At 42.3% G+C, this 25,362-nt stretch carries 22 protein-coding genes; 9 read left to right on the forward strand and 13 right to left on the reverse strand.

Annotation, left to right across the window (positions count from 1 at the left end):
• Positions 1–2: 2 nt before the first annotated feature.
• From lpxK to kdsB, 3 genes are read left to right on the forward strand one after another with little or no spacing between them, the layout of a single operon-like run.
• Positions 3–1,001 (forward strand): tetraacyldisaccharide 4'-kinase, encoded by a 999-nt coding sequence (gene lpxK, locus QV280_RS04970; RefSeq protein WP_023404049.1) that lies wholly within the window; start codon positions 3–5, stop codon positions 999–1,001.
• On the forward strand, positions 991–1,170 hold the full coding sequence (locus QV280_RS04975) for a Trm112 family protein (RefSeq protein WP_023404048.1): 180 nt from the start codon (positions 991–993) through the stop codon (positions 1,168–1,170). The genes lpxK and QV280_RS04975 overlap by 11 nt, the downstream gene beginning before the upstream one ends.
• A gap of 1 nt (position 1,171) precedes the next feature.
• Complete coding sequence (kdsB, locus tag QV280_RS04980) at positions 1,172–1,927, forward strand: 3-deoxy-manno-octulosonate cytidylyltransferase (protein ID WP_152821193.1); 756 nt, start codon at positions 1,172–1,174, stop codon at positions 1,925–1,927.
• Positions 1,928–2,003: 76 nt separating this feature from the next.
• On the opposite strand, the gene QV280_RS04985 is transcribed toward kdsB, so the two are convergent.
• The 3 genes from QV280_RS04985 to QV280_RS04995 all read right to left on the reverse strand — a co-directional run bounded on the left by QV280_RS04985 (position 2,004) and on the right by QV280_RS04995 (position 6,918).
• Positions 2,004–3,530, reverse strand: a complete 1,527-nt coding sequence (locus QV280_RS04985; RefSeq protein ID WP_152821191.1) for a SpoVR family protein — start codon at positions 3,528–3,530, stop codon at positions 2,004–2,006.
• A 23-nt stretch (positions 3,531–3,553) separates the two neighbouring features.
• On the reverse strand, positions 3,554–4,828 hold the full coding sequence (locus QV280_RS04990) for a YeaH/YhbH family protein (protein ID WP_023404045.1): 1,275 nt from the start codon (positions 4,826–4,828) through the stop codon (positions 3,554–3,556).
• Positions 4,829–4,983: 155 nt separating this feature from the next.
• Positions 4,984–6,918: a PrkA family serine protein kinase gene (locus tag QV280_RS04995; RefSeq protein ID WP_023404044.1), complete on the reverse strand. Its 1,935-nt coding sequence runs from the start codon at positions 6,916–6,918 to the stop codon at positions 4,984–4,986.
• Between the two features lie 255 nt (positions 6,919–7,173).
• Here QV280_RS04995 and QV280_RS05000 point away from each other — a divergent pair, with 255 nt between their 5' ends.
• On the forward strand, positions 7,174–7,863 hold the full coding sequence (locus QV280_RS05000; RefSeq protein WP_119006066.1) for a MipA/OmpV family protein: 690 nt from the start codon (positions 7,174–7,176) through the stop codon (positions 7,861–7,863).
• 54 nt (positions 7,864–7,917) lie between these two features.
• Here the strand turns inward: QV280_RS05000 and QV280_RS05005 are convergent, their stop codons facing one another.
• The 5 genes from QV280_RS05005 to QV280_RS05025 all read right to left on the reverse strand — a co-directional run bounded on the left by QV280_RS05005 (position 7,918) and on the right by QV280_RS05025 (position 15,132).
• Positions 7,918–8,418, reverse strand: coding sequence for a YfbU family protein (locus QV280_RS05005; RefSeq protein ID WP_023404042.1), 501 nt, complete (start codon positions 8,416–8,418; stop codon positions 7,918–7,920).
• Positions 8,419–8,507: 89 nt separating this feature from the next.
• Positions 8,508–9,242: a pyruvate formate lyase 1-activating protein gene (gene pflA / locus QV280_RS05010; protein ID WP_023404041.1), complete on the reverse strand. Its 735-nt coding sequence runs from the start codon at positions 9,240–9,242 to the stop codon at positions 8,508–8,510.
• Between the two features lie 127 nt (positions 9,243–9,369).
• Complete coding sequence (locus QV280_RS05015) at positions 9,370–10,374, reverse strand: lipid A deacylase LpxR family protein (RefSeq protein ID WP_152821189.1); 1,005 nt, start codon at positions 10,372–10,374, stop codon at positions 9,370–9,372.
• A gap of 607 nt (positions 10,375–10,981) precedes the next feature.
• Entirely contained in the window at positions 10,982–13,258 is a 2,277-nt protein-coding gene (gene pflB, locus QV280_RS05020) for a formate C-acetyltransferase (protein WP_152821187.1), read from the reverse strand.
• Between the two features lie 332 nt (positions 13,259–13,590).
• A complete protein-coding gene (locus tag QV280_RS05025) occupies positions 13,591–15,132 on the reverse strand; it encodes a DUF3360 family protein (RefSeq protein WP_023405551.1) in 1,542 nt (513 codons plus the stop codon).
• Between the two features lie 607 nt (positions 15,133–15,739).
• Here QV280_RS05025 and QV280_RS05030 point away from each other — a divergent pair.
• The 4 genes from QV280_RS05030 (at position 15,740) to QV280_RS05045 (ending at position 19,031) form a co-directional block, all read left to right on the forward strand.
• The gene (locus QV280_RS05030) at positions 15,740–16,510 is read left to right on the forward strand and encodes an ABC transporter ATP-binding protein (protein ID WP_023405550.1); all 771 of its coding nucleotides are present in this window, start codon (positions 15,740–15,742) and stop codon (positions 16,508–16,510) included.
• A gap of 65 nt (positions 16,511–16,575) precedes the next feature.
• Positions 16,576–17,352 (forward strand): ABC transporter substrate-binding protein, encoded by a 777-nt coding sequence (locus tag QV280_RS05035; RefSeq protein WP_023405549.1) that lies wholly within the window; start codon positions 16,576–16,578, stop codon positions 17,350–17,352.
• Positions 17,353–17,601: 249 nt separating this feature from the next.
• Positions 17,602–18,342: an ABC transporter permease gene (locus QV280_RS05040; protein WP_152821184.1), complete on the forward strand. Its 741-nt coding sequence runs from the start codon at positions 17,602–17,604 to the stop codon at positions 18,340–18,342.
• A gap of 5 nt (positions 18,343–18,347) precedes the next feature.
• The gene (locus tag QV280_RS05045) at positions 18,348–19,031 is read left to right on the forward strand and encodes an ABC transporter permease (protein WP_367869589.1); all 684 of its coding nucleotides are present in this window, start codon (positions 18,348–18,350) and stop codon (positions 19,029–19,031) included.
• 94 nt (positions 19,032–19,125) lie between these two features.
• Here the strand turns inward: QV280_RS05045 and xthA are convergent, their stop codons facing one another.
• From xthA to dinG, 5 genes are read right to left on the reverse strand one after another with little or no spacing between them, the layout of a single operon-like run.
• Entirely contained in the window at positions 19,126–19,932 is an 807-nt protein-coding gene (gene xthA / locus QV280_RS05050) for an exodeoxyribonuclease III (protein WP_152821182.1), read from the reverse strand.
• A 29-nt stretch (positions 19,933–19,961) separates the two neighbouring features.
• Positions 19,962–20,123: a pleiotropic regulatory protein RsmS gene (gene rsmS, locus QV280_RS05055; protein ID WP_023405545.1), complete on the reverse strand. Its 162-nt coding sequence runs from the start codon at positions 20,121–20,123 to the stop codon at positions 19,962–19,964.
• Positions 20,123–20,671 carry a primosomal replication protein gene (locus tag QV280_RS05060; RefSeq protein WP_023405544.1) on the reverse strand — a complete coding sequence of 183 codons (549 nt, stop codon included), beginning with the start codon at positions 20,669–20,671 and terminating at the stop codon, positions 20,123–20,125. The genes rsmS and QV280_RS05060 overlap by 1 nt, the downstream gene beginning before the upstream one ends.
• 10 nt (positions 20,672–20,681) lie before the next feature.
• Positions 20,682–21,461, reverse strand: coding sequence for a sulfite exporter TauE/SafE family protein (locus QV280_RS05065; RefSeq protein WP_023405543.1), 780 nt, complete (start codon positions 21,459–21,461; stop codon positions 20,682–20,684).
• 17 nt (positions 21,462–21,478) lie between these two features.
• A complete protein-coding gene (gene dinG / locus QV280_RS05070; RefSeq protein WP_152821179.1) occupies positions 21,479–23,548 on the reverse strand; it encodes an ATP-dependent DNA helicase DinG in 2,070 nt (689 codons plus the stop codon).
• Positions 23,549–24,091: 543 nt separating this feature from the next.
• Between dinG and QV280_RS05075 the strand changes: the two genes are divergently transcribed.
• Complete coding sequence (locus QV280_RS05075) at positions 24,092–25,141, forward strand: porin (RefSeq protein ID WP_152821178.1); 1,050 nt, start codon at positions 24,092–24,094, stop codon at positions 25,139–25,141.
• Positions 25,142–25,362: the final 221 nt, after the last annotated feature.

Genomic DNA, 25,362 nt, shown 5'->3' on the forward strand with positions numbered 1-25,362 from the left:
ACTTGATACACATATTATGGTTTAGTCGCAATCCGTTACGCTGGTTATTTTGGCCACTGCTGTGGCCATTGAGTAAGCTGTTTACTTGGATTAGCCAAAGTCGCAAGCAGGCGTATTTACAAGGTCACAAACCAAGCTATAAAGCGCCTGTGCCGGTTGTAGTTGTAGGGAACATAACCGCTGGTGGTAATGGCAAAACGCCCGTGGTGGTGTGGCTAGTGGAGAGCTTGCAAGCATTGGGGCTTAAGGTTGGTGTGGTATCACGTGGATATGGCGCTAAAGCCCCTTGTTATCCATTACTCGTGACAGATGATACTCCGACTCAATATTGCGGTGATGAACCAAAACTCATTGCCCAGCGCACCGGCGCTGTGGTTGCTGTCGATCCAATAAGATCTAACGCTGTACAACATTTGTTGCAATACAATGTGGATATAGTGGTTACCGATGACGGTTTACAGCATTACGCCTTACAACGAGATATCGAGTTTATCGTTATCGACGGTAAACGCCGCTTTGGTAATCAAAGCTTGATTCCTTTAGGGCCTTTGCGTGAGGGTATGCAGCGCCTTAATGAAGTGGATTTTTTGATTACGAACGGTGGCCAAGCTAAAACCAATGAAATTGCGATGACACTGCAACCGTCGTTGGCTGTGAATTTGGTGACGGGTGAGCAAAAGTCGGTAGCCGAATTAGGCCCGTTAAGTGCAATTGCCGGTATTGGTCATCCACCACGATTTTTTGATACGTTGAACACATTGCACGCACAGCTAAATAAGTGTACTGGATTTGCCGATCACAAAGCCTTATTAAAACCAGATTTAGTGTCATTGTTGGCCGATGGTGAACAATTGATTATGACCGAAAAAGATGCGGTGAAATGCCGTGAATTTGCTGACGATAATTGGTGGTATTTACCTGTATCTGCGCAAATTAGCGATGACAATCGCCAAAAAATAATGAATAAAATTCAAGAGGTATTAAAGGAATATGGATCATAGATTGTTAGAGATCGTTGCTTGCCCAGTGTGTAAAGGGAAGCTGACTTTTGATAAAGACAAGAACGAGCTAGTGTGCAAATTAGATCGATTAGCTTACCCTATCAAAGAGGGAATTCCAGTGCTTCTTGAGCCAGAGGCTCGCACTATGTCTATGGATGAGGGGCGTTAAAATGGCTTTCACTGTCATCATTCCTGCGCGCTATCAATCGACTCGTTTGCCGGGTAAACCGTTAGCCGATATCTGTGGTAAACCTATGATTGAACACGTTTACCAACAAGCGATTCAATCGGGCGCAGAGCAAGTGATTGTGGCGATAGACGATGAGCGTGTTGCCGAGATAGTTAAAGGCTTTGGTGGCCAAGTTTGTATGACTTCACCTAGCCATGAGTCGGGCACTGAGCGTTTAGCGGAAGTGGTCGAGAAAATGGGCATTGCCGATGATAAAATCGTGGTCAATGTTCAAGGTGATGAGCCGTTAATTCCACCGTTGGTTATTGCGCAAGTGGCTGATAACTTAGCGGCCTCTACTGCGCCAATGGCAACTTTAGGCGTTGCCATTGAAGAGGCTGAAGAAGCCTTTAACCCTAATGCCGTTAAAGTGGTGACGGATCAACAAGGCTATGCTTTGTACTTTAGTCGCGCTAGTATCCCTTGGGATCGAGATCAATTTGCCAATGATAAATCAGTGCTAAAACAGCCATTGATGAGGCACATAGGTATCTATGCGTATCGCGCAGGCTTTATTAATCGTTATATCAATTGGGCGCCAACGGCGCTGGAGAAAATCGAGAGCTTAGAGCAATTGCGAGTGCTGTGGTATGGCGAGAAAATCCATGTTGCGCTAGCAAAACAAACACCGCCACCGGGCGTCGATACCTTAGAAGATTTAGAAGCGGTTAGAGCCTTTTTAAACCAAACTAAATGATAAAGATTAAGTGATAAGCTTAATGAGAAAGGGAAGCCATTTGGGCTTCCCTTTCTATTTGTGGTGATGATTACGATTAAATGTTGGTGCCCAAATTACTGCGTTGCGGACAAGTAGCCAGAATGTCTCTATGTCCGGATTCTTTAAGTTCTTCTAAGATGACGTCAAAGCCCCAGAGTCGGTAAAGGTGCTTAAGTACATCATCATAACTTTTATCGAGCGGTACCCTCTGGTGTGGGATATGTTGCAAGGTAAGAGAGCGATCGCCTCTCACATCTACGTTCCATACTTGGATATTAGGTTCTAAGTTGCTCAGATTATATTGAGCGGCCAGTTTCTCTCTTATTTCTTTATACCCGCTCTCATCGTGGATAGCATCTATTTCTATGTAGTTCTTTCGATCGTCATCTTTTACCGCAAACAGTTTAAATTCTCGAATCAACTTGGGCGATAAATACTGGCTGATAAAACTCTCATCTTTGAAGTTCTGCATCGCAAAATGCACCGCAGGTAGCCAGTCGCTGCCAGCCAGATCTGGGAACCATTCTCGGTCTTCATCGGTGGGTTGCTCACAGATTCGGCGGATGTCTTGAAACATGGCAAAGCCCAGAGCATATGGGTTAATGCCACTAAAGTAGGGGCTATTGTAGGCAGGTTGTGCAACCACACTAGTGTGGCTGTGCAGAAACTCTAGCATAAACTTATCCGATACTATTCCCTCATCATAAAGATGATTGAGGATGGTGTAGTGCCAAAATGTTGCCCATCCTTCATTCATAACTTGAGTTTGTTTTTGTGGATAAAAATACTGGCTGACCTTACGCACGATACGCACTATTTCTCGTTGCCATGACTCTAAAAGTGGGGCGTGTTTCTCGATAAAGTAAAGAATATTCTCTTGTGGCTCTGAAGGAAAACGCTTTTTCTGACTGCTGGCATGTTCGCTATTTTGGGGAACCGTACGCCACAGTTCATTCACTTGAGATTGTAGATATTGCTCGCGCTCTTGTTGGCGAATGGTCTCTTCAGTAATGGATATTTTTTCAGGTCGTTTGTACCTATCTACGCCGTAGTTCATTAGTGCATGGCAGGAGTCAAGCAGTTTTTCGACTTCATCAACACCATGTTTTTCTTCACATTGGCTAATGTAATTACGGGCAAAGATAAGGTAATCAATAATGGAATTAGCATCGGTCCATGTCTTGAATAGATAATTACCTTTAAAGAAAGAGTTATGACCATAGCTGGCATGCGCCATCACTAACGCCTGCATGGTGACGGTGTTTTCTTCCATCAAATAGGCAATACAAGGGTCAGAGTTGATGACGATTTCATAGGCAAGCCCCATTTGCCCATGCTTATAATTTTGTTCGGTCTGAATGAATTTCTTGCCAAATGACCAGTGGTGATAGTTGATAGGCATACCAATACTGGAATAAGCATCCATCATCTGCTCTGCGGTGATAACTTCGATTTGGTTGGGATAAGTGTCAAGGCGATAGTGTTTCGCCACACGCTTAATTTGCTGGTGGTATTCTTCTAATAAACTGAACGTCCAATCCGGTCCATCGGGAAGTGTTTTAGATTTGGTTTCTGCTGACATAACGTATCCTTACTTGTATTCCCTTAACTGTGCTCTTTTTGAAACAGCTCTCTAAATACAGGGAAGATGTCCTCTACCGTTCGAATATTTTTCATTGCAAAACTGTCATATTCATTTTGCAGTTTTTCGTATTCATGCCATAGCGATTGATGACTTCTGCGCGTGATTTCTATGTACGAGTAATATTGGCAAATAGGCAATATATCTTCGGTTAGAATTTTTTTGCATCGAGGAGAATCATCAGCCCAATTATCGCCATCTGATGCTTGCGCAGCATAGATGTTCCATTGATTGGTCGGGTAACGTTCCTTGACTATTTCGTCCATTAACTTCAAGGCACTAGATACAATTGTGCCACCGGTTTCTTGAGAGTAGAAAAACTCATGTTCGTCCACCTCTTTAGCTTGTGTGTGGTGGCGAATAAACACTACTTCGACGTTTTCATAAGTGCGATTTAAGAACATATACAACAATACGTAAAAACGTTTGGCGATGTCTTTAGTGGCTTGATCCATTGAGCCAGATACGTCCATCAAACAGAAAATAACGGCTTGGCTAGAAGGAATAGGGCGTTTTTCGTAGTTTTTGTATCTTAAATCGAAGGTATCAATAAAGGGTACGCGTTTAATATTTTGGCGAAGCTCTTCGATTTGCACCTTAATGTCTTTTTCTTCTAAAGGCTTGGCGGGTTCATTTTCTTTTAATCCAGCCAACTCTTGTTCAAGTTCTTTCAATAGACGTTTCTTACCGGCGGACATGGCGGTACGTCTTGCTAGCGATTGCCTTAAGGAACGAATGACCGAAATATTGGATGGAATACCTGCGGTTTGATAACCGGCGCGATGGGTTTTCCATTCAGTAATACGATTGACTTGCTTTTTTTGCAGATTAGGAAGAGCAAGATCTTCAAATAAGATGTCGAGATATTCATCTTTAGAAATTTGAAAGATGAACTCGTCTGCACCTTCACCATCTGCGCTGGCGTCACCTTGACCTGAACCGCCCTTTCCGCCACCACCGCCGGGTGGGCGCTCGACTTTATCGCCGCGAATAAATTGATCATTGCCAGGGTGGACTTTTTCCCTTAGTCCACCTTGCCCTTGATGAAAACCCGGTTCAGAGATGTCACTTTTAGGCAGAGTGATATCTTCCCCGTTTTCGGTATCTGTGATTGAACGACGATTTACCGCATCCGACACCGCTTCTTTTATCTTTTGTTTATGGCGACGAATAAAGCGCTGTCGATTAACAGTACTTTTATTTTTACCATTCAGTCTTCGGTCAATAAATTGAGCCATGCGCTACCCCTATCACTCCTGCTAAGGAATGGCTTGTAATATTAAGAGCTACAAGCCTCCCTAAACTACAGCAAGTTGCTGTGGTTCTTACCTTTGCCGCTTATGCCAGTGACTCGTTTTTGCTGGTATAGCAACGCAGGTACGCCGATTTACGTTTATGACGATTTACGTACTCGTAGATACCATTCGGAGAGTAAGCGCACTTGTTTCTCTGTATAGCCTTTCTCCATCATTCTAGCGACAAAATCGTCGTGTTTTTTCTGATCGTCGGTGGATGTTTTCGCGTTAAATGAGATTACTGGTAATAGTTCTTCGGTATTGGAGAACATTTTCTTCTCAATCACAGTGCGTAGCTTCTCATAACTGGTCCAGAGTGGGTTAGTGCCACCATTGTTTGCTCTAGCACGCAGTACAAAGTTGACGATTTCGTTACGGAAATCTTTAGGGTTACTAATACCAGCTGTTTTCTCGATTTTTTCCAGTTCACCGTTTAGTGAAGCGCGATCAAACAATTGGCCTGTTTCGGGATCGCGATATTCTTGATCTTGAATCCAGAAATCAGCATAGGTGACGTAGCGATCGAAGATGTTTTGTCCGTACTCTGAGTAAGACTCCAAATAGGCCGTTTGAATTTCTTTGCCGATGAACTCGACATAACGAGGCACTAAGAAGCCTTTAAGAAACTCTAGGTAGCGCTCTGCTTGTTCGGCAGGAAATTGCTCGCGCTCTACTTGCTGTTCAATCACATAAAAGAGGTGTACTGGGTTGGCGGCGACTTCGGTTTGATCGAAGTTAAAGACGCGCGATAGGATCTTAAAGGCAAAACGAGTGGAAAGCCCTGACATGCCTTCGTCCATGCCGGCAAAGTCTTTATACTCTTGGTGACTTTTCGCTTTCGGGTCTGTGTCTTTGAGCGTTTCACCGTCGTAAACGCGCATCTTACTGAAAATAGAAGAGTTTTCTGGTTCTTTTAAACGAGAAAGAATACTAAATTGCGCGAGCATGTCTAAGGTGCTTGGTGCACAAGGGGCGTTAGAGAGCTCACTGTTTTCTAATAGTTTGTCGTAGATTTTCACTTCTTCTGATACGCGAAGACAATATGGGACTTTAACGATGTACACCCTATCTAAAAAGGCTTCGTTATTTTTATTGTTGCGGAAAGTCTGCCACTCCGATTCATTAGAGTGCGCTAAAATCATGCCGTCAAAGGGCAGGGCAGAGAGCCCTTCTGTGCCGTTAAAGTTGCCTTCTTGAGTGGCAGTAAGCAAGGGATGCAGCACTTTAATTGGCGCTTTGAACATCTCTACAAATTCCATCAGACCTTGGTTAGCTTTACACAATGCGCCGGAGTAACTGTACGCATCAGGGTCGTCTTGTGAATAATGTTCCAACTTGCGGATATCGACTTTACCGACCAGTGAGGAAATGTCTTGGTTGTTTTCATCACCCGGTTCAGTTTTAGCAATGCCGGTTTGATCTAAAATAGAAGGGCGCAGTTTTATTACTTTGAATTTAGCAATGTCGCCACCAAATTCATGCAGGCGTTTAGCCGCCCATGGAGACATGATGGAGCGCAAGTAGCGTTTATCTATGCCATATTCACTACGTAAAACCTCAGCATCTTCGATGGGATCAAACAGACAAAATGGGTGGTCATTAACCGGGCTACGTTCACCATTAGCCGACAGCACATAAATAGGTTGCTGCTGCATTAATGCTTTGAGTTTTTCCGCAATTGAGGATTTACCACCGCCAACAGGGCCAAGTAGATAAAGGATCTGCTTTCTTTCTTCTAAGCCTTGCGCGGCATGTTTAAGATAAGAGACGATTTGTTCTATCGCATCTTCCATGCCATAGAAGTCTTTAAAAGTATCATATCGAGCAATTACACGGTTGGAGAAAATACGGCTCAGGTGTGGGTCGAGTGCGGTATCGACCAGTTCAGGTGTGCCAATGGCATGCAAAAGACGCTCAGCAGAGTTGGCATACGCCATTTTATCTTCACGACATAAAGATAAAAACTCTTGGATGGATAGCTCTTCTTCCTTTGCAGCTTCGTATCTGTGCTGAAAATGCTCAAAAATACTCATAACAAAAATCCCCTTTAAACTGTTATAAGACTCACGTCAATCAATACGCTTACCCCATTTATAAGATTAGTCATGAAAAAGAGATTTGCTTGAAATATAAAAACTTTTTTGTTTGTCAGTAAAAAAATAACCCTTCGTAAGTACGTATGGTAATGTAATAGTTCATGGATGAAGTAAAACGAAAAGCAAAAGGAAAAGCGAGTGAAATGGTTGAAGTTATCGATATGGCTAGCTTTGTTCACCCCGAGTGTTGCAATGGCCAGCTGGTCTTTAGGGGTAGGAGCGTCCTATTCTCCTGTCGTTTATAAAGACACACCATCAAATAAAGTCGTCATCCCTATCATAGGATATGAAGGCGAACATCTGTATTTAAGAGGGTTTACTGCAGGTTATAGAGTATGGAAACGACGCTCACCGCATAATTTAGTATTCCGTCTTGCCTATGATCCAAGAACTCTGCAACCGTCGGATTCTGACGACCCTATTATTCGCCAAGTGGATAAAAGAAAAAGCACGGCATTAGGTGGCGTAAGCTACCAATATTCCAATCGTTCTATTGGTCAGATTGAAGTGACTTTTGCCGGTGATGTTCTTGGTGTACACGATGGTTTATACGCTGAAACTGTGTATCGAATCCCTTTTCGTGGCCCGCGTTGGTTGTTGAGCCCATCGGTAGGGTATTCGTGGAATTCATCGAAATTAAATAACCACTTGTACGGTGTCTCCCAACAAGAAGCGGATCGAATTGCAGGCTTAGAAGCTTTTTCTCCCGATGGTGATGGGCAATTCTTCTTAGGTTTACGCGGCGTATTCAAATTTACCGAGCGTATTGTGGGGACAGCGGGTGTGCGTTATACAAATTTGGAAGGGGATTTAGAAAAGAGCCCGTTACTAGATAGTACGGACTCTTTTAATGTAAACGCAGGGCTTGTGTATACCTTTTAAAATATCGGGGTTCTGCCAAGACATTGTGGTAGGCAGAACCGGATATTGACCTCTTTATGCGTTAAAAATCTGAGTGATTTCAGTAGCGCATAGGTGGTATTGGCGAGGACAGTTACGCCATGTTGTTAGCATACGGATGTATTTTTCTAACATAGGCATTTGGCTGTTAAAGTGATGATTCGCTTTATCAAACTGAGGGTATAGACCTTCAGAGTCAGTTAGGAAGCGAACATAATTCACAAGGCTTGCTTCTGTTGCGATATCAAAGCCTAAGAACATTAGACGACGTTTATCAACGTTGGCTTGCTCAGAAGCCTGCAGCATTTTGAAAGACTCCTGCATTGCGTGATACATCTCCATGATGTCGATAACATCACGACAGCCACTTTCGCTGATAGAGCCAAAGTCCTTGTCTAGTTCACGCATTTGTAAGCCATAGCCACGTTCTACAATAGTTTGTAGACGTTCGTACTTGTCTTGGTTTTCAGGTGAAAGCTTTGACATTAAGTAGTATTGGTTCGAAAGGATCAAACGCTGTGCGTTAGTCATTTCCATAAATAGTTTCCTTTATATCTTTGATATTTGCTTTTTTCTAACCAACAAACTTAAGCTCTTAAAAACCAGTTTGTTGGATAGGAGCAAGATTAATATTTAACTATGTCGGTATATTGTTCTAGAACGCTAACAATCTCATCCATTGTTTCTTTTGAAGGTGGTTCTGTACCCTCTAATGGATAGTCATAACCAAGAGCTTCCCATTTGTGCGCACCAAGCTTGTGGTACGGCAAAAGTTCTACTTTTTCAATGTTATCCATATCTTTGATAAAGTCGCCCAGCATGTGCACAGCTTCCATATCATCGGTATAGCCTGGAACGACAACATAACGAATCCATGTTTTCTTTCCAATTTTGTGTAGGTAACGTGCAAAATCAAGAGTACGTCTGTTCGATACACCGATGAAATCTTGGTGAATCTCGTCCTTCATATGCTTGATATCAAGCATGACTAAGTCAGTAGCTTCTAATACTTCGTCAATAAGATCTGTGTGCTTACGAACGTAACCATTGGTATCTAGACAAGTGTGGATGCCTTCAGCTTGAGCTGCGCGGAATAAGTCGCGTACAAACTCAGGTTGTAGCATAGCTTCGCCACCAGAGCAGGTAATACCACCACCAGATGCATTCATAAAGTGACGATAAGACTTCGCTTCTGTAATGAGTTCCTCAACAGAAACTTCTTTGCCACCATGAGTATCCCATGTGTCACGGTTGTGGCAGTACATACAACGCATCATACAACCTTGTAGGAATACAATAAAACGGATTCCAGGACCATCAACTGTTCCACATGACTCGAATGAGTGAATTTTACCTTTCATAGACGCTCTCAATTCTAACGTTTAAGACTGGGATAAGTGTATTACAAACAAAGGGTATAACCTAGGCAAGAGTTTACATAAAGGCTTTCTAATTGTCAGAACTGCACAAAATAACAGCAAGACCACGCTAAAATAGCCAGAAAAAAGCAAACGAGCCGTTGGTATGTACTGAGTTTTGGTCTTCTTTGTAATCACTACTCTTAGTCGAGAGGGCTAAACTGGCGCCCCATCCATGGTAATACCCAGTCACACCAATAGTGGCTGTGCCTTGAAAATGTTCAACTTCATCGGCGGTAATTCCTTCATCAGGACGATCGCCATCGATAGTAATATCGTTAAATCGAATTCGGCCTTCTATTCCTGAAAAAAGATACCAACCGGTGTTACCACGGACAATAAGGCTAGGATCTAGGGTTGATTCGTTGCTTACTCGTGCGCTTCCAAAACTATGATTTAACTCGCGGCCCCAACGCCACATGAGACCCGTCGCCAACTCACTTTTATAGTTCCCGATTAGTAGTCGAGTAGGGGTACTGACTTCATGCGTTGTAGAACCACTAAAATCCGATTGGTACCATTTATCAACTCGTTGATAACCAAGATTAAAGACGAATTGATTGCTGATCTGATGATCCCAACCTTTAGGGTCGGCGGACTTTATTATGCCATGCACGTATTTTTGTGACTCTTCTGCATAGGCGTTCGGGCCAACGGTACCAATGAGCAAGCGATAACTGTTGATGACCGAGGGTGCGATAGAATACAAAGTTGAAGAAAGATAGAGTAAGCCAGCATAGGGCCTATCATTTGCAATTGGATCTGGGTTTTCTATATCTGCAGGGGTCCACATTTGTTGTCCAATCTCAATGTTGTATTTACGAATGAGATTGTCATTTGAGGCTGCGCTAAATTGAGTTCCGGGAAGAGAATCAAGAAATCCATCGGGCTTGATCTGAAAATGGTCGGAATAAGTTAAAAACAAACCATTGGTGTAATCTTTGTCGGTGGTCACTATGCCATCATTATCAATACCTAAGTTAATAGAGCTGTTTAGTTTTGCTATCGACATGTGTGGGATTATCGCGATGAGACTAGGGATAACCCAGCGTGTTATCGGTAAGAAATTGGTCATACTACTCCATATATATATCAACATCCTGTTGTGACAACTTATACCAAGCATAACAATACTCATTGCAGTAATTAACTTGTCGTTTCCGTTCTCAGGCATTGTCCTATGCTAATACCAATCGTACTAAATAACTGGTCATTCTAGCTTGTTAAAATGCTCGATAACGGCGTTAGAATTTTTGATTGTAGAATAACTACTTATCGAAAAATTCTGCCTTATTCTCGAGCATTTTTCCTGCGCTAGTTCTGATCACTTACTTAGTGTGATTGGTATAACTCTGATCACTTTATGACTGTTATTGCTATCAATTGGGCTTTCGGTATTGCTAGAGAGACTCAGCAGGTTGTCATATACCAATTTTGGGACATATGACGAGTGTAAACGTCATAAAGCCACACTTCAGTATAGATTTAAATGTTTGTTTTTGTATGGATTTTTAAGAATATCTTGTAAAGAAAAGTAAGGAAATAAAGTGTAAAGCTTACACGTTCATTTAGATCTAAATCATGATTCGCTTGAGGTGTGATTGAGCGAAAGGTTAAACAAAAAAACCTCGCCGAAGCGAGGTTTCAATATTAGCAGTACTTAGTATATGAAGTAATTAAACTTACATAGACTCAGTAAATGTACGAGCGATAACGTCTGCTTGTTGTTCAGCTGTTAGAGAGTTAAAACGTACAGCGTAACCCGATACACGGATAGTTAGCTGAGGGTATTTCTCTGGGTGCTTAACTGCGTCTTGTAGAGTTTCGCGGTTAAGAACGTTAACGTTAAGGTGTTGACCACCTTCAACAGCAGTTTCATGGTGGAAGTAACCATCCATTAGACCAGCAAGGTTAGCACGTTGGCTGCTTTCTTCTTTACCTAGAGCGTTAGGAACGATAGAGAAAGTGTAAGAGATACCGTCTTGTGCATCAGCAAATGGTAGTTTACCAACTGAAGTTAGAGACGCTACAGCACCTTTCTCGTCACGACCGTGCATTGGGTTAGCACCAGGAGCAAAAGGAGCACCTGCTTGACGACCATCTGGAGTGTTACCAGTTTTCTTACCGTATACCACGTTTGAAGTGATAGTAAGAATAGACTGAGTAGGGATAGCATCACGGTAAGTGTTAAGCTTACGGATTTTGTTCATGAATGTAGTAACAAGTTCACATGCGATGTCATCAACACGTGCATCGTTGTTACCAAATTTAGGGTAGTCGCCTTCGATTTCGAAGTCGATAGCTACGCCATTTTCGTCACGAACTGGTTTAACTGTAGCGTATTTGATTGCTGATAGTGAGTCAGCTGCAACAGAAAGACCTGCGATACCACATGCCATAGTACGTTTAACGTCACGGTCATGAAGAGCCATAAGAGCTGCTTCATAGCTGTATTTGTCATGTGAGTAGTGAATTGCGTTTAGTGCAGTCACGTATTGTGTAGCCAACCAATCCATGAAGTGGTCCATACGATCCATTAGGTCATCGTAGTCTAGAACTTCTTCAGTGATTTTAGGCATTACAGGGCCAACTTGAGCTTTAGACTTCTCATCGATACCACCGTTGATAGTGTAAAGCATAGTTTTAGCAAGGTTAGCACGAGCACCGAAGAACTGCATTTGCTTACCAACAACCATTGGAGATACACAACAAGCGATCGCGTAGTCATCAGACTCAAGGTCAGGACGCATTAGGTCATCGTTTTCGTACTGGATAGAAGAAGTATCGATAGATACTTTAGCACAGAAACGTTTGAAGCCGTCAGGTAGTTTCTCAGACCAAAGAACAGTGATGTTTGGCTCTGGAGAAGGACCCATAGTGTATAGGCTGTTTAGGAAACGGAAGTTAGTACGTGTAACTAGTGTACGTCCGTCAAGACCCATACCACCCATTGATTCTGTTGCCCAGATTGGGTCACCAGAGAACAATTCATCGTATTCAGGAGTACGTAGGAAACGAACCATACGTAGCTTCATTACGAAGTGGTCAATCATTTCTTGAGCTTGTACTTCAGTGATTTTGCCAGCAGCAATGTCACGCTCGATGAAGATATCAAGGAAAGATGAAGTACGACCAAGAGACATAGCCGCGCCGTTTTGAGATTTAACAGCTGCTAGGTAACCGAAGTAAGTCCATTGGATTGCTTCTTGTGCAGTTTGTGCTGGCTCAGAGATATCACAGCCGTAAGTTGCTGCCATTTCTTTGATTTGACCTAGAGCACGATGTTGCTCTGCAAGTTCTTCACGAAGTTGCATAGTCATTTGAAGGTCTTCGCCCTTTTCCATTTTCTCTTGTAGAGAAGTGAATTGAGCTTTTTTGTCCTTCATTAGGAAGTCAATACCGTATAGAGCAATACGACGGTAGTCACCAATGATACGACCACGGCCGTAAGCATCTGGAAGACCAGTTAGAACACCTGATTTACGACAAGCTAGGATTGAAGGAGTGTAGATATCGAAAACACCAGCATTGTGTGTTTTACGGTATTCACTGTAGATTTTTTTAACTTCAGGATCTAGAACGCGATCGTAAGCTTTACAAGAACCCTCGATCATGCGGATACCGCCGTTCGGGATTAGAGCACGCTTAAGAGGAGCTTCAGTTTGAAGACCAACGATTGTTTCAAGATCTTTGTTGATGTAACCAGCGTCATGAGACGTGATGGTAGAGATAACAGAAGTATCGAAATCTACAGGAGCGTGGGTGCTGTTCTCTTGCTTGATGCCTTCCATAACTTTAGCCCAAAGCGTGTTAGTTGCTTCAGTACCTTCAGTTACAAGAAAAGACTCGTCGCCTTCAAACGGGGTGTAGTTCTTTTGAATGAATTCACGAACGTTAACTTCGGTTTGCCATTGACCTTCAGCGAAACCTTCCCAAGCTTTAGCAAATTGCTCTGCCATGATGTACCTACCTTATTAGTAGCAAAAATACGTGCCGTCCCACTACCCAAAATTGGCTAGCTAAGTGTCAATGTTGACACAGCACTCTTAAGATTAATAACAATGTGAATAAGTTCACTATCAAATGATGCTTATTCATATTGTCACTTATATCCCTCAAAAATAATTATAAGTTTTAAACTAAATTAATAAAAGGGTTTTTTTGAAATCTTTGTAACCAAAATCTGATCGTTTTTCCAAAAGGCTCAATGATATTTAGTCGAATATGGGAAAGTAATCAAACTTCAAAGTAAAAAAAAGGGTAGTGCGTAAGCACTACCCAAAAATTTCGATTAAAGGAACGCTTTTAAACCGTATTGCGGTTCAAGCATACCTACTGCCAGCATAGCCACTAGACAGATAACAAATACACTGACTGGAATGATGATCTTATCAACAAATGATAGGCGTGCAGCACGCTCTTTATCACCAATTAGGCCATTGTTATCTAGGAACATGGTTAGTGCCCAAGCCAGTACTGGGTTAGTCACGATAGCAGCAAAGATACAGATACCTGCAGCTTGTGAATCTTTCGTTTCACGAACCATTTGCATACCCGCTTCAAGTAGCGGTAGGAATACACCTACTAGCAGAGCGATACGCATTACTGGAGGCCATACTGCGATATCCATAGGGAAACCTAGGATTGCAACCACAATACACATTAGACCAAGTAGGATTGCACCACCTGGGATAGGGCGTTTCGCGATAGCCGCAGGAATCATGTACGTACCCCAAGAAGAAGTGATGTTACCACCACCAACAGCAGTACCTACCATCTGACGGATAGAACACATAGTCATAGTGTCATCAACGTCCATAAGTACTTTTTCAGTTTTCTTCGGATAGTTTAATTCTTGGAAGATACGGTGACCTAAGAAATCAGGAGACCACATAGCAACCGCTAGAATTGCAAACGGTAGTGATGCAATAAAGTGTTCTACGTTAGGAAGACCTAATTGCCAACCTTGCTCAGTGCTGCCCCACCAGTAAACAGGGTTTAGGTTTGGTATACCCATGTGTGTTTCGAAGGTTAAGTCGAAGCCAGCGCCTAGACCTAGCGCAATGATCAATCCAGCAATAGCACAAACCGGAATCGCTAACCAACGCATGCCAATTTTTGCAAGGTATGCATAAATAGCAATGTTAACGCCTAGTACCACTAAACCAACATAACCAAGACTACCCGCAGCAACGTGCGCTGATTCAAGACCTACAGCCCAAGATTGGATATCACCAATCTGACTTACGGTCCCGGAGAAGCCGAGGAACATTAATAAGCCACCGGCGGTACCTTCCGAGGTCAAGTTGACCAGTTTGGAACCCCCTTTAAGGAAGCTCAGAATAAGACCGAACACACCAATTAAGATTGCTAGTGCTAGTGGGTGAGCACCCGCTAGTGCGATAGAACCAATCAATGGAATCATTGGACCGTGGTTACCAGCCAAGTTGGCACGTGGATTCACAAACCCAGAAGCAAGAACACAAAATAGAAGGGCAGGAATTAGCATTTCAACACGAGCAACTTCAATAGCAAACTCTTTGCCTAAATGAACGTGATCCCATGCTTGTGTTAGGCCATCAGCCCAAGACATCATAACTGCAGAGTACATTGCAATGATGCCAATCGTACCTGCTAGTGCTGGAACTAAATCTTCCAGTTCGAAGCGAAAATCACGACCAGGAAGGTTTAAACCAAAGCGGCGTGGCTTCATAATTTGAAGTTCGTGATCTAAATAGTCAGATCGAGTTGCGAATTCTGAGGCTGGTTTATGCAGTTCTGAATAGCTTTTTTCTTCAGTATCAGACTGCTTGTTGTTGGCAGCGTCGGACATAAAATCCTCGTTAGGTATTGGATAAAAATTAATCTAGTCTAGATGAACATTTTGCGCGTATTGTTTCGCGACGTGCTAATTTCGCATATTTATGGCGATGTAGCACGTGAATATCGGAAATTAATTAAGCAAAATTTTTAAAAATACTAATTAAATTTGAATTGTCGGCAGAGTGTAACAAGGGTACCCCCCTGAACAATTGATCTTGATCAGTTAATGAAAACTACTGTTACAAAAGTCTCAGTGGGCTCAGATTATAGGGAATGTATGTTCCGTTATTCTTTGTTGCATATCAATTTCGGTTGAGATCTAGAAGTTGTCAGTTTAAAAATGCGAACAAGATTCACGATAAATAGCACTGGATTTGTTGCTTAGTTGTAAATATTTAGTGACTTTTCGGTATTTTCATTTACATTTGTAGTTAAGTAAGACGTTGTTATTAGTACATTTATCTGACTTATAATATACAAGATAGATATATAGGCATAAGTTGTGACTAAATATCCTGAAAAGTCACACAGTTAGGTCATTGCTAAACGGTTTTGCAAATGATACCTTTCTTTCATCAACACAGGCTGACACTAGGATTATAGGGAGAACCCAGCGCATGACGGATGTATCCGCGCTTACTATTAACAATCTGCATAAAACTTTTGGACAAAATGACGTGCTAAAAGGCATCTCACTTGAAGCACACAAAGGTGATGTAATCTCTATAATTGGCAGTTCTGGTTCAGGGAAAAGTACTTTTCTTCGTTGCATTAATTTACTCGAAACTCCAACAAAAGGAGAAATTTGGGTAAATGGTGAATTGATCGAGATGAAAAACAACCGTCTTGGCGAAGCATACCCTTCTAACGCAAAACAAGTTCAGCGTATTCGTTCACGTTTAGCGATGGTGTTCCAAGGCTTTAACCTTTGGTCGCACTTAACTGTTCTTGAAAATGTCATCGAAGCACCTGTGCACGTTCTAGGTGTCCCTAAAGCGCAAGCGATAGAAAAAGCGAAACAGCTCTTACAAAAAGTAGGGCTATACGAAAGAAAAGACTATTACCCAGGTCACCTCTCGGGTGGACAGCAGCAACGAGCGGCAATTGCTCGTGCGTTAGCGGTCGACCCAGAAGTCATGCTATTTGACGAACCGACCTCAGCACTTGATCCAGAATTAGTGGGTGAAGTACTAGGCGTTATGCGCGATCTTGCTGAAGAAGGCCGCACTATGCTTGTGGTAACGCACGAAATGGCGTTTGCACGAGACGTCTCAAATCACGTGATGTTCTTACATCAAGGATTAGTAGAAGAGCAAGGGGATCCGGCTCAATTGTTTACTAATCCAGAGTCTGAACGACTACAACAATTTATCTCATCAATTTACTAACCGAAGTGCTTTAAAGCGCTCACTTAAACACAACACAAAAACACCGAAATCACAGGAGTATGGATATGAAAAAGTGGTTACTAGCCGCAACACTGGCGGCAACAGCACTTTCAGGTTTTGCACAAGCCAAGGAATGGAAACAAGTCCGCTTTGCTATTGAAGGAGCTTATCCTCCATTTAGCAAAACAGAAGCAGACGGGTCACTAAGTGGTTTTGATGTGGATATGGCACACGCTCTTTGTAAAGAGATGCAAGTGAAATGTGTCCTTGTTGCTCAAGATTGGGATGGCATGATTCCTTCTCTTCTAGCACGTAAATACGATGCGATCATCGCCGCAATGTCGATTACTGAAGAACGTAAGAAGAAAATCGACTTTACCCACAAATACGCTCTTGTTCCAAATAAATTCATTGCTAAAAAAGGCGAAAACCTAGATTTCTCTAAAGCAGGTCTAAAAGGCGTGAAAATCGGTGTGCAACGTGCCACTACGCACGATAAGTACCTAACGGACAACTACGGCGGCGAAGTTGAAATCGTACGTTACGGCTCTTTCGATGAAGCTTACCTAGATCTTGCTAACGGTCGTATTTCTGCAGTATTAGGCGATGCAACAGCACTTGAAGAAGGCGTACTTAATGCCGCTGAGGGCGATAAGTATGAGTTCGTAGGTCCTACGCTAACCGATCCAAAATGGTTTGGTGAAGGCTTTGGTATTGCAACTCGTAAACAAGATAAAGATCTTACTGAGAAGCTGAACAAAGCCATTGATGCAGTACGTGCTAACGGCACTTACAAACAAGTACAAGACAAATACTTCGACTTTGACGTATACGGACAATAAGTCACTTTAAATAAATACGATAGCCCGAGAGAACCGTTCTCTCGGGCTATCGACATTACTTTTACTCATAATGTTTTGCGCCTACTTTTTTAAGTTATACCAATTACACTAAGTAAGTGATCAGAGCTAGAGCATTTTAACAAGCTAGAATGACCAGTTATTTAGTACGATTGGTATTAAAGCATTATGAACAAAAAACATGTCATCAATGGGGTGATGGAATAACCATGATAGAGTTTAAAAATAATTATGTTTGATTTGCAGGGTTATGAAGCCTCAATTTTAAGTGGAGCTTGGCTAACGTTGCAGGTAGCTTTGCTATCGCTATTGTTTGCTGTTGTGCTGGGTATGTTAGGTGCATTGGCAAAGCTGTCTTCATTTCGAGTTTTGCGTGGCGTCGCAACGCTTTACACCACCATCATCCGTGGTATCCCCGATCTCGTGTTAATGATGCTTATCTTCTTTGGTGGACAAATACTACTTAACAATAGTTTGTATGCGGTGAACGAATGGCTGAATAACTACTTCACTGCCAGTGATCCAAGCCATGAGTGGGTGTCTTATCTTCCAGACTATATTGATGTGAGCCCTTATATTGCCGGTATTTTGACCATTGGCTTTATTTTTGGTGCTTATATGGCTGAAACCTTCCGCGGCGCGATTATGGCGGTGGACAGTGGTGAACTAGAAGCGGGTAAAGCGTATGGCATGAGTCCAGTTTTAGCATTTCGACGAATCCTTTTGCCGCAGATGATAAGACACGCCTTACCAGGCTTTGGTAATAACTGGTTAGTGTTATTAAAAACCACCGCTTTGGTTTCTATTATTGGCTTGGAAGATATGGTGCGCGTCAGCTCTCTGGCCGCAGGCACCACTAAAATGCCGTTTACTTTTTATATGGCCGTTTCCATCATCTTCTTAATATTCACCGCAGTATCGACAGGTTTACTCAAACTTGTTGAACGCAAATTTAGCATTCAAGCGAGGTAATAAGCGTGGATTTCTCTGTTATCCTCGATAGTATCGATGTCTATATCGAAGGCTTATACACAACCGCATGGTTGGTAAGCTTGTCGCTAATTATGGGCATCTGTATTGCGATCCCATTAGCCATCGCCAGAAACAGTAAAAATTGGTTTTTGGTTGCGCCAACATGGTCATTTATTTACTTTTTCCGTGGCACGCCACTGTTAGTTCAGTTGTATCTTATTTATTACGGTATGGATCAGTTTTACCCAGTAAAAGACACGTTATGGGAAAACGCCTGGTTCTGTGCGTTAATCGCGTTTGTATTGAACACTTCCGCTTATACCTCTGAAATTATCCGTGGTGCGATTAATGGCTTGCCAAAAGGGGAAGTAGAAGCGGCTAAGGCGTATGGCATGAGCCCATTTGCTACTTATCGTCGCATCATATTGCCAAGTGCATTACGTCGTGCATTGCCTGCTTACAGTAACGAAGTGATCTTTATGCTACATGGCTCTGCAGTGGCAGGTATCATTACCATTTTGGATTTAACTGGTGCAGCTCGCTTGGTTAACTCTCGCTATTATGCACCGTTTGAAGCATTCTTAACCGCTGGCCTGTTTTATATGTGCCTTAGCTTTATCATCCTGTTTACGTTTAAAAATCTGGAAAAACGTTTCTTAGCCTATTTAAGGCCTCTTGAATCAAAGTGATGTGATGGATAACGCAGGTTACGTATAGCAAATAAAAAACCGAATCTTTGAAGATTCGGTTTTTTATTTTTATCCATTAATGACAACGTCCGTATTACTTAAATGTTGCCCATATTGGCGCGTGATCCGATGGTTTTTCTATACCGCGCAGCTCGTAATCTACTTCTGATTCGATACATTTGGCCGCTAAGCTTGGCGTGGCGAGTACTACATCAATACGCAGACCTCGGTTATCAGGGAAGCCCTTAGAGCGATAGTCAAACCATGAGAAGCGATCATTTACCTCTGGTTGCAGTTTTCTGAAGGTGTCTTCAAAACCCCAATCCATCAGTGTTTTTAGCCATTCACGTTCTTCAGGTTGGAATGAACACTTACCTGTTTTCAGCCAGCGTTTACGGTTAGGTTCACCAATGCCAATGTCTAAATCGATTGGGCTAATATTAATATCACCCATAACCACTACTTGCTCATCATTGTTGTGATAAGTCGTGAGGTAGTTCATGAGATCTTTGTAAAACTGACGCTTATATGGGTATTTAGTCTCATGAGCGATATTGTCGCCTTGTGGGAAATAACCATTAAGAATGGTCACAGGTTGACCTGCTTCGTCTTCAACCGTCACCATAATCATACGTTTTTGATGATCTTCATTATCGGTCGGAAAGCCTTTTTGCACTGAAATCGGTTCTTTCTTACATAGCATGGCAACACCATAGTGCGCCTTTTGACCATGGTGATAGACCTTGTATCCCATCGCTTCGACATCTTCGATAGGGAAGGCTTCATCGTGAACTTTGATTTCTTGTAAACCGATCACATCTGGTTGATGTTTGTCGATAATGGCTTGCAGTTGGTGAAGTCGGGCTCTAAGGCCGTTGATGTTGAAACTAATGATTTTCATTCTGTCATTCCATGAATCTAAGGTCTAATTTAAGTTTGCTGTTGCTTGCTGAGTAGGTCGTTTTTGACCATTTCTAAAGCCGACAACGCGGTTTCAATATCCACCTCGTTGGACTCGAGTAAATAGATAAGATCAACCGCCAGTTTTACATCGTCAGGTGCATTGTCTAAAGGAGATGTGGGTTCACTCATTATTGATGCTGCTCCTTGTAGGTAATCTGTTTTTCAATTCTAATGATGGCTTCTCGACATCGTTGTAGGCGCTGTTCAGCGGTCAATAGTGCTTGTTGAGCTTGTCCTTGATTAAAACCTAAAGCGCTATCTAAGGCGTTTTGGCGATCGATAACCATTTCCATCAACTGGCGTTCCCACTCTTTATGCTTGGCTAAATCTTGATAGAAAGCATTAATCGGTTTTCGATAATAACTTTTGTGTTTAGGCTCGTCTTTGCGAAAATGCGCTGTCGATAATTCTCGGGTAATGGCGCTGATTTGTGCCAATAAACGCTCTGATAAGTATTCTGCTCGCTCTTTGGTTAAGCGCCCATGTTGTTGTTCACGCAAGATCGACTCGTAAGTCTGTGTGGTTTCAACCACACAAGGGTGTAATAACTTAGAGCGACAATGAAACAAGCTACTATCGAATAGGGCTTGGTGATGTTCACCACGCTGTTTATCTAATTGGGTAGCGCTGTGAGACATTTGAGCAAGTTTTTCTTTTAACTGGGAAATCTGACTCATGTATATAGCCTTATAGAGCAACAAACCAAGCGTTATAAGCCAGCTTGACCGCTAGGATAGTCACCACAGTAATAAATACCGGTCGAATGAACTTAGCGCCAAAACGAATGGCTGAATGAGCGCCAAAGTAAGCGCCTAACATTAAGCAAAATCCCATCGTAAGCCCAAGCAACCAGTCAATATGTCCAAGGTAGGCAAACATTAATAAAGAGGTGAAATTACTGGTAAAGTTCATCGCTTTTGCCAACCCTGAGGCAAGCAATATGTTAAGACGGTACAGCGCCATACTACTGACGGTCCAAAAAGCGCCGGTTCCAGGGCCGGCCATACCGTCATAGAAACCTAAACTAAAGCCTTGGGTAACTTGAGCGACATTGTGCTTAGTGCTGGGGTCTGGCATGGCATTTTTATTTGCATCAGGTGTTTTATAAAAAATTGTGTACAGTGCAGCTGCTAAAATAATCAGCGGTAAGCCTTTTTCTAGCCATTCAGTGGAAATGGAATCAACGAATAAGGTGCCGCAAGTTGCGCCTATTAAGGTGGCAATAAATGTGGGCAGCCATAGCTTTGGTTTAAACAGTTTTTTCTTATAGTAAGTAAATGCTGCGGTTGACGAGGCAAATGAGGCCGCCAATTTATTGGTGCCTAACGCAATATGCGGAGGCAGTCCTATAGACAGCAGTGCAGGGACGGTCAACATTCCGCCGCCACCTGCCACCGCATCAATAAAGCCTGCTACAAAAGCAACGATTGCTAATATGAGCAACATGCTTGGTTCTATATATTCCATTGAGTCGTGAACTTATCCTAATCGATGCGCCGTTTAAAAGGGGGTAATGAGTCTAATAATGCTTTGCCGTAGCGTTTTGTCACGAGACGACGGTCAAAAATGACGACTCTACCAGAATCTTGTTCTTTACGCAGTAATCTACCCACTGATTGGATGAGCTTCTTGCTCGCTTCAGGCACCGCAATTTGCATAAATGGGTTTCCGCCACGGCTTTCAATATACTCTGCGTGCGCTTCTTCGACTGGAGAGGTCGGAACCGCAAACGGGATCTTAGTGATCACCAAGTTTTCCAATAAGTTACCCGGTAAGTCTAGACCTTCAGAGAAGCTACCGGTACCAAATAAAATACTGGTTTTACCTTTTTCAATCGCTTTCTTGTGGTTTTTGATGATTTCTATACGAGAACTGTCACCTTGTACCTGCAATTGCCAACCTTTTTTGGTGAGTTCGGTTTGCATTGCATCAGCGACTTGGTTCATTTGCCAATAGGAAGCAAACAAAACCAAATTTGCTTTATCCGCTACCAGCCAATTAATCAGCTCTTTGCTTAAGTAATCGGTAAATTCAGGTGCTTGAGGTTCGTACTTTGTTTTTGGGACGATAAGCTCAGCATTAGCTTGATAGTCAAAGGGAGAAGCCAATGCTAAAAATTGAGTGCCGTCTTCTTGGGCGTAACTTACGCCACTTTGCTGACAAAAGAAGTTAAACGAGTTTAATGCTCTCAATGTTGCCGAGGTTAATACCGCACCTACGCATTTGCTCCATAGTTGCTGATCAAGAGACCAACCTACTTCTAAAGGAGAGACACTGACTACGAAATCAAGCTCTCGCTCGGGATTGGTTTCAATCCAGCGGGCAAGGGGAGCTCCTTTGTCACGTGAGGGTTCGGCCATTAAATGCCAAACCTTGGCTAAATTCTCGAGTCTTTGTAAAAAGAAGCCGGCTTCGGCAAGAGCAGGTTCTGCTAGGCGAGGGGATACTTCGCCATCTTTTATTCTTTCACTGATTAGGTCGGTTATCTTAGCCAGTGCTTGAGCCGCTTTAGTACAAACGGTTTTTAGCTCTTTACTTTGTTCTACTAACCATTGCGGTAATTCACCGTGTTCAAAGCGCAATCGGTTCTCTTTAAAACCGGCGGGGTCTAATTGACGCGCGACATTATTTAAACTTGGGATGATCTCAGCAATTGAGTTCTGCAACTCAGTAAGAAAACGGTCGACACGTTTTGCATCGGCTAGCGAGGCGATTTTAGAGCTGCTTTTATTGAGCGTTTCTAGCCATGCGGCTGCGCCTTTTAAACTGGCAGATGCCGAAGAGTGATCGCGTGCCACTTTAGGTAAATGATGCGCTTCATCAAATACATAAATGGTATTTTCAGGCTCCGAGAGAATGACGCCTCCACCAAGATCTAAATCGGCCATGACTAAACTGTGGTTAGCGATAACTACATCGGCTTTATCCAGTTCTGAGCGTGCTTTTTGAAATGGACAGCCTCTATGTGCGGGCAGACCGTTATTACAACTGTGTTTGTCACTGACAATACTTTGCCATACATCATCTTTGATGGGTTTTGGCCAAGAGTCTCGGTCGCCATCCCATTTGTTTTCAGACAAGGCTTTGTACATTCTTTCTAGTAGGTCGATGTCTGATTTTTTTGGCTTAGTCTCAAACATGGCAATTTGGCTATCATCGGCACCTGATGCTGCTGCCAGTTTCTCTGCGCAGCAATAACGCTGACGCCCTTTGGCCAAAATAAACGAAAACTCGAAATCCACCAAGCGACGGTATAAGGGTAAATCTTTGTTTATAAGCTGTTCTTGTAGGGCAACTGTGGCTGTAGAAATAACCACTTTACGGTTGTTAAATTTTGCCACAGGAATAGCCGCCATCAAATAGGCGAGGGATTTACCTATCCCTGTACCCGCTTCAGCAACAATTAAACGATTACTTTTGTGGTATTCACCACAAAGGGTTTTAGTGATCTCTGCTACTAAGTAATTTTGGGCTCGACGGGGAATAAAATTATCCAATTGGTCATGCAGATTCTTGTAACTGTGGCGTATTGCTTGTTGGATTTTTGGGTTCATTTTTAATCAGACAGTGACATGCTGTCGCCATAATAACACATCTATAACGGCGAGATCGCCCGTAGAAGAATGTAGTCCAATAAAGAATTTACGTGATCTTAGTCACAAAAGCATCATCTGAAATGGCAAACTTTAAATCTTCATACTCCATGTCCTATTACTTCCCTTGTAGATATAAATACTTTCACTGTGAAACTAAGGGCTTATTGCTTGGCTGAATATTCTGGTCTCTATTCCATATTTGGAATTTTATTTTGATAAAAGTGCAATTAAAAGAGTTGTTAAGTCTGTGCTTCGTAAATGTATAAAAATGTGAATTGACGACTTGAATGTGTCTATCTTATTGTTTTTAAAGTGTTTTTAGTTTTATTTTTGTTCTTTTAGCTCGTGTTGACACTGCTTTATAAAAATTGCAATGTAGCAACACTTTCAGAGGGGAAGCAGATACGAAGAGATCTCGCCTTCTGGATGATTATAAAAATAACTAAATAAACTAAAGAATCACATAGGGTTCGAGTTAAAGGAATAAGGACGTAAATTAACATGAAAAAAACACTATTAGCACTAGCGGTTGCTTCACTAGCTGCAACTTCTGTTAACGCTGCAGAAATCTATAAAGCTGAAGATGGCGCAGTAGACTTCTACGGTCAACTTCGCCAAGAGCTTGAATTTAAAGACGATAAAGACCATAAAGCAGACCTTAGTTCTGGTTCATCACGAGCGGGTATTAAAGGTCACTACGCTATTTCTGATTCAGTAGATGTAGTTGGTTTGGTTGAGCTTGGTGTTGCTGACAGCGATATAACTAACCGTCTTCATTACGTAGGTTTCAGTTCAGATCTTGGTACTCTAACTTTCGGTAAGCAGTGGGTTGTAGCGGATGACGTATACGGCGCAGATTACTCATATTTCTTTGGTGGTTCAGCTCTTCGTTATTCAACGATTTCTGGTGCTGGTCATGATTCTCAAATTAAATATACTTTTGATGGCGAAAACTTTTGGGTTAAAGGTAGTTATGGTCTAAACGAAAATAAATCTAACCAAGATGTGTACGAGCTATTCGCAGGTACTTCTTTTGGTGATTTAGCGCTACACGCTGGTGCTGGTTATACTCGTGACCGTGCATTTGTTATCGGTGAAGACGATGTTACAGATCCAGATAACCCGAAAGATGTAACTGCAGATCTATCTAACACTTTTGCTGAGTTTACAGCTGAGTATGCTATTGGTGCTCACCTTATCGGCTTCACTTACTACTGGGCTGAACTAGCCAATGAAGGTGGTGAAGGTAAGATTGATGAAAATGGCATCTCTCTTGCGGGTAAATTCCAAGTGATGGAAAAAACAGCACTTTATGGTGGCTATGAATATACAATGCAAGAAGCTAAGCATGTTGACCTAGATGACAACGGCACAAACATTTATGTTGGTGTTGAGCACAAATTTAATTCATGGGCTCGTGTATTTGCTGAATACGGTTACGCAGATGGTGTTACTTTAGGTTATAACAACCAAGGCTCTGATACTCAGGTTGGTGTTTCTCGTGCAGATAGTGAAAGCAACTTTGCTATTGGTGCACGTTTCTACTGGTAATCACTAGTAAAACATAATAATTTCAATGCCCAGCCATAGTGCTGGGCATTTTTGTATCAAGGTGTTCCTCTCGATCAACTGCCGTTGTCCTTTTCTTTGCCTTATTTGTTATTTAAGTCTTCAAATTCAATGGTTTAGTTATTTAACTGCCTTGGTGTTTAAAAGATAATGTTATGATTTGTTCACGGCTTTATTAGCCCTCCATATTAGCGCAATCGATT

The organism is Vibrio sp. B1Z05, from assembly GCF_052955985.1.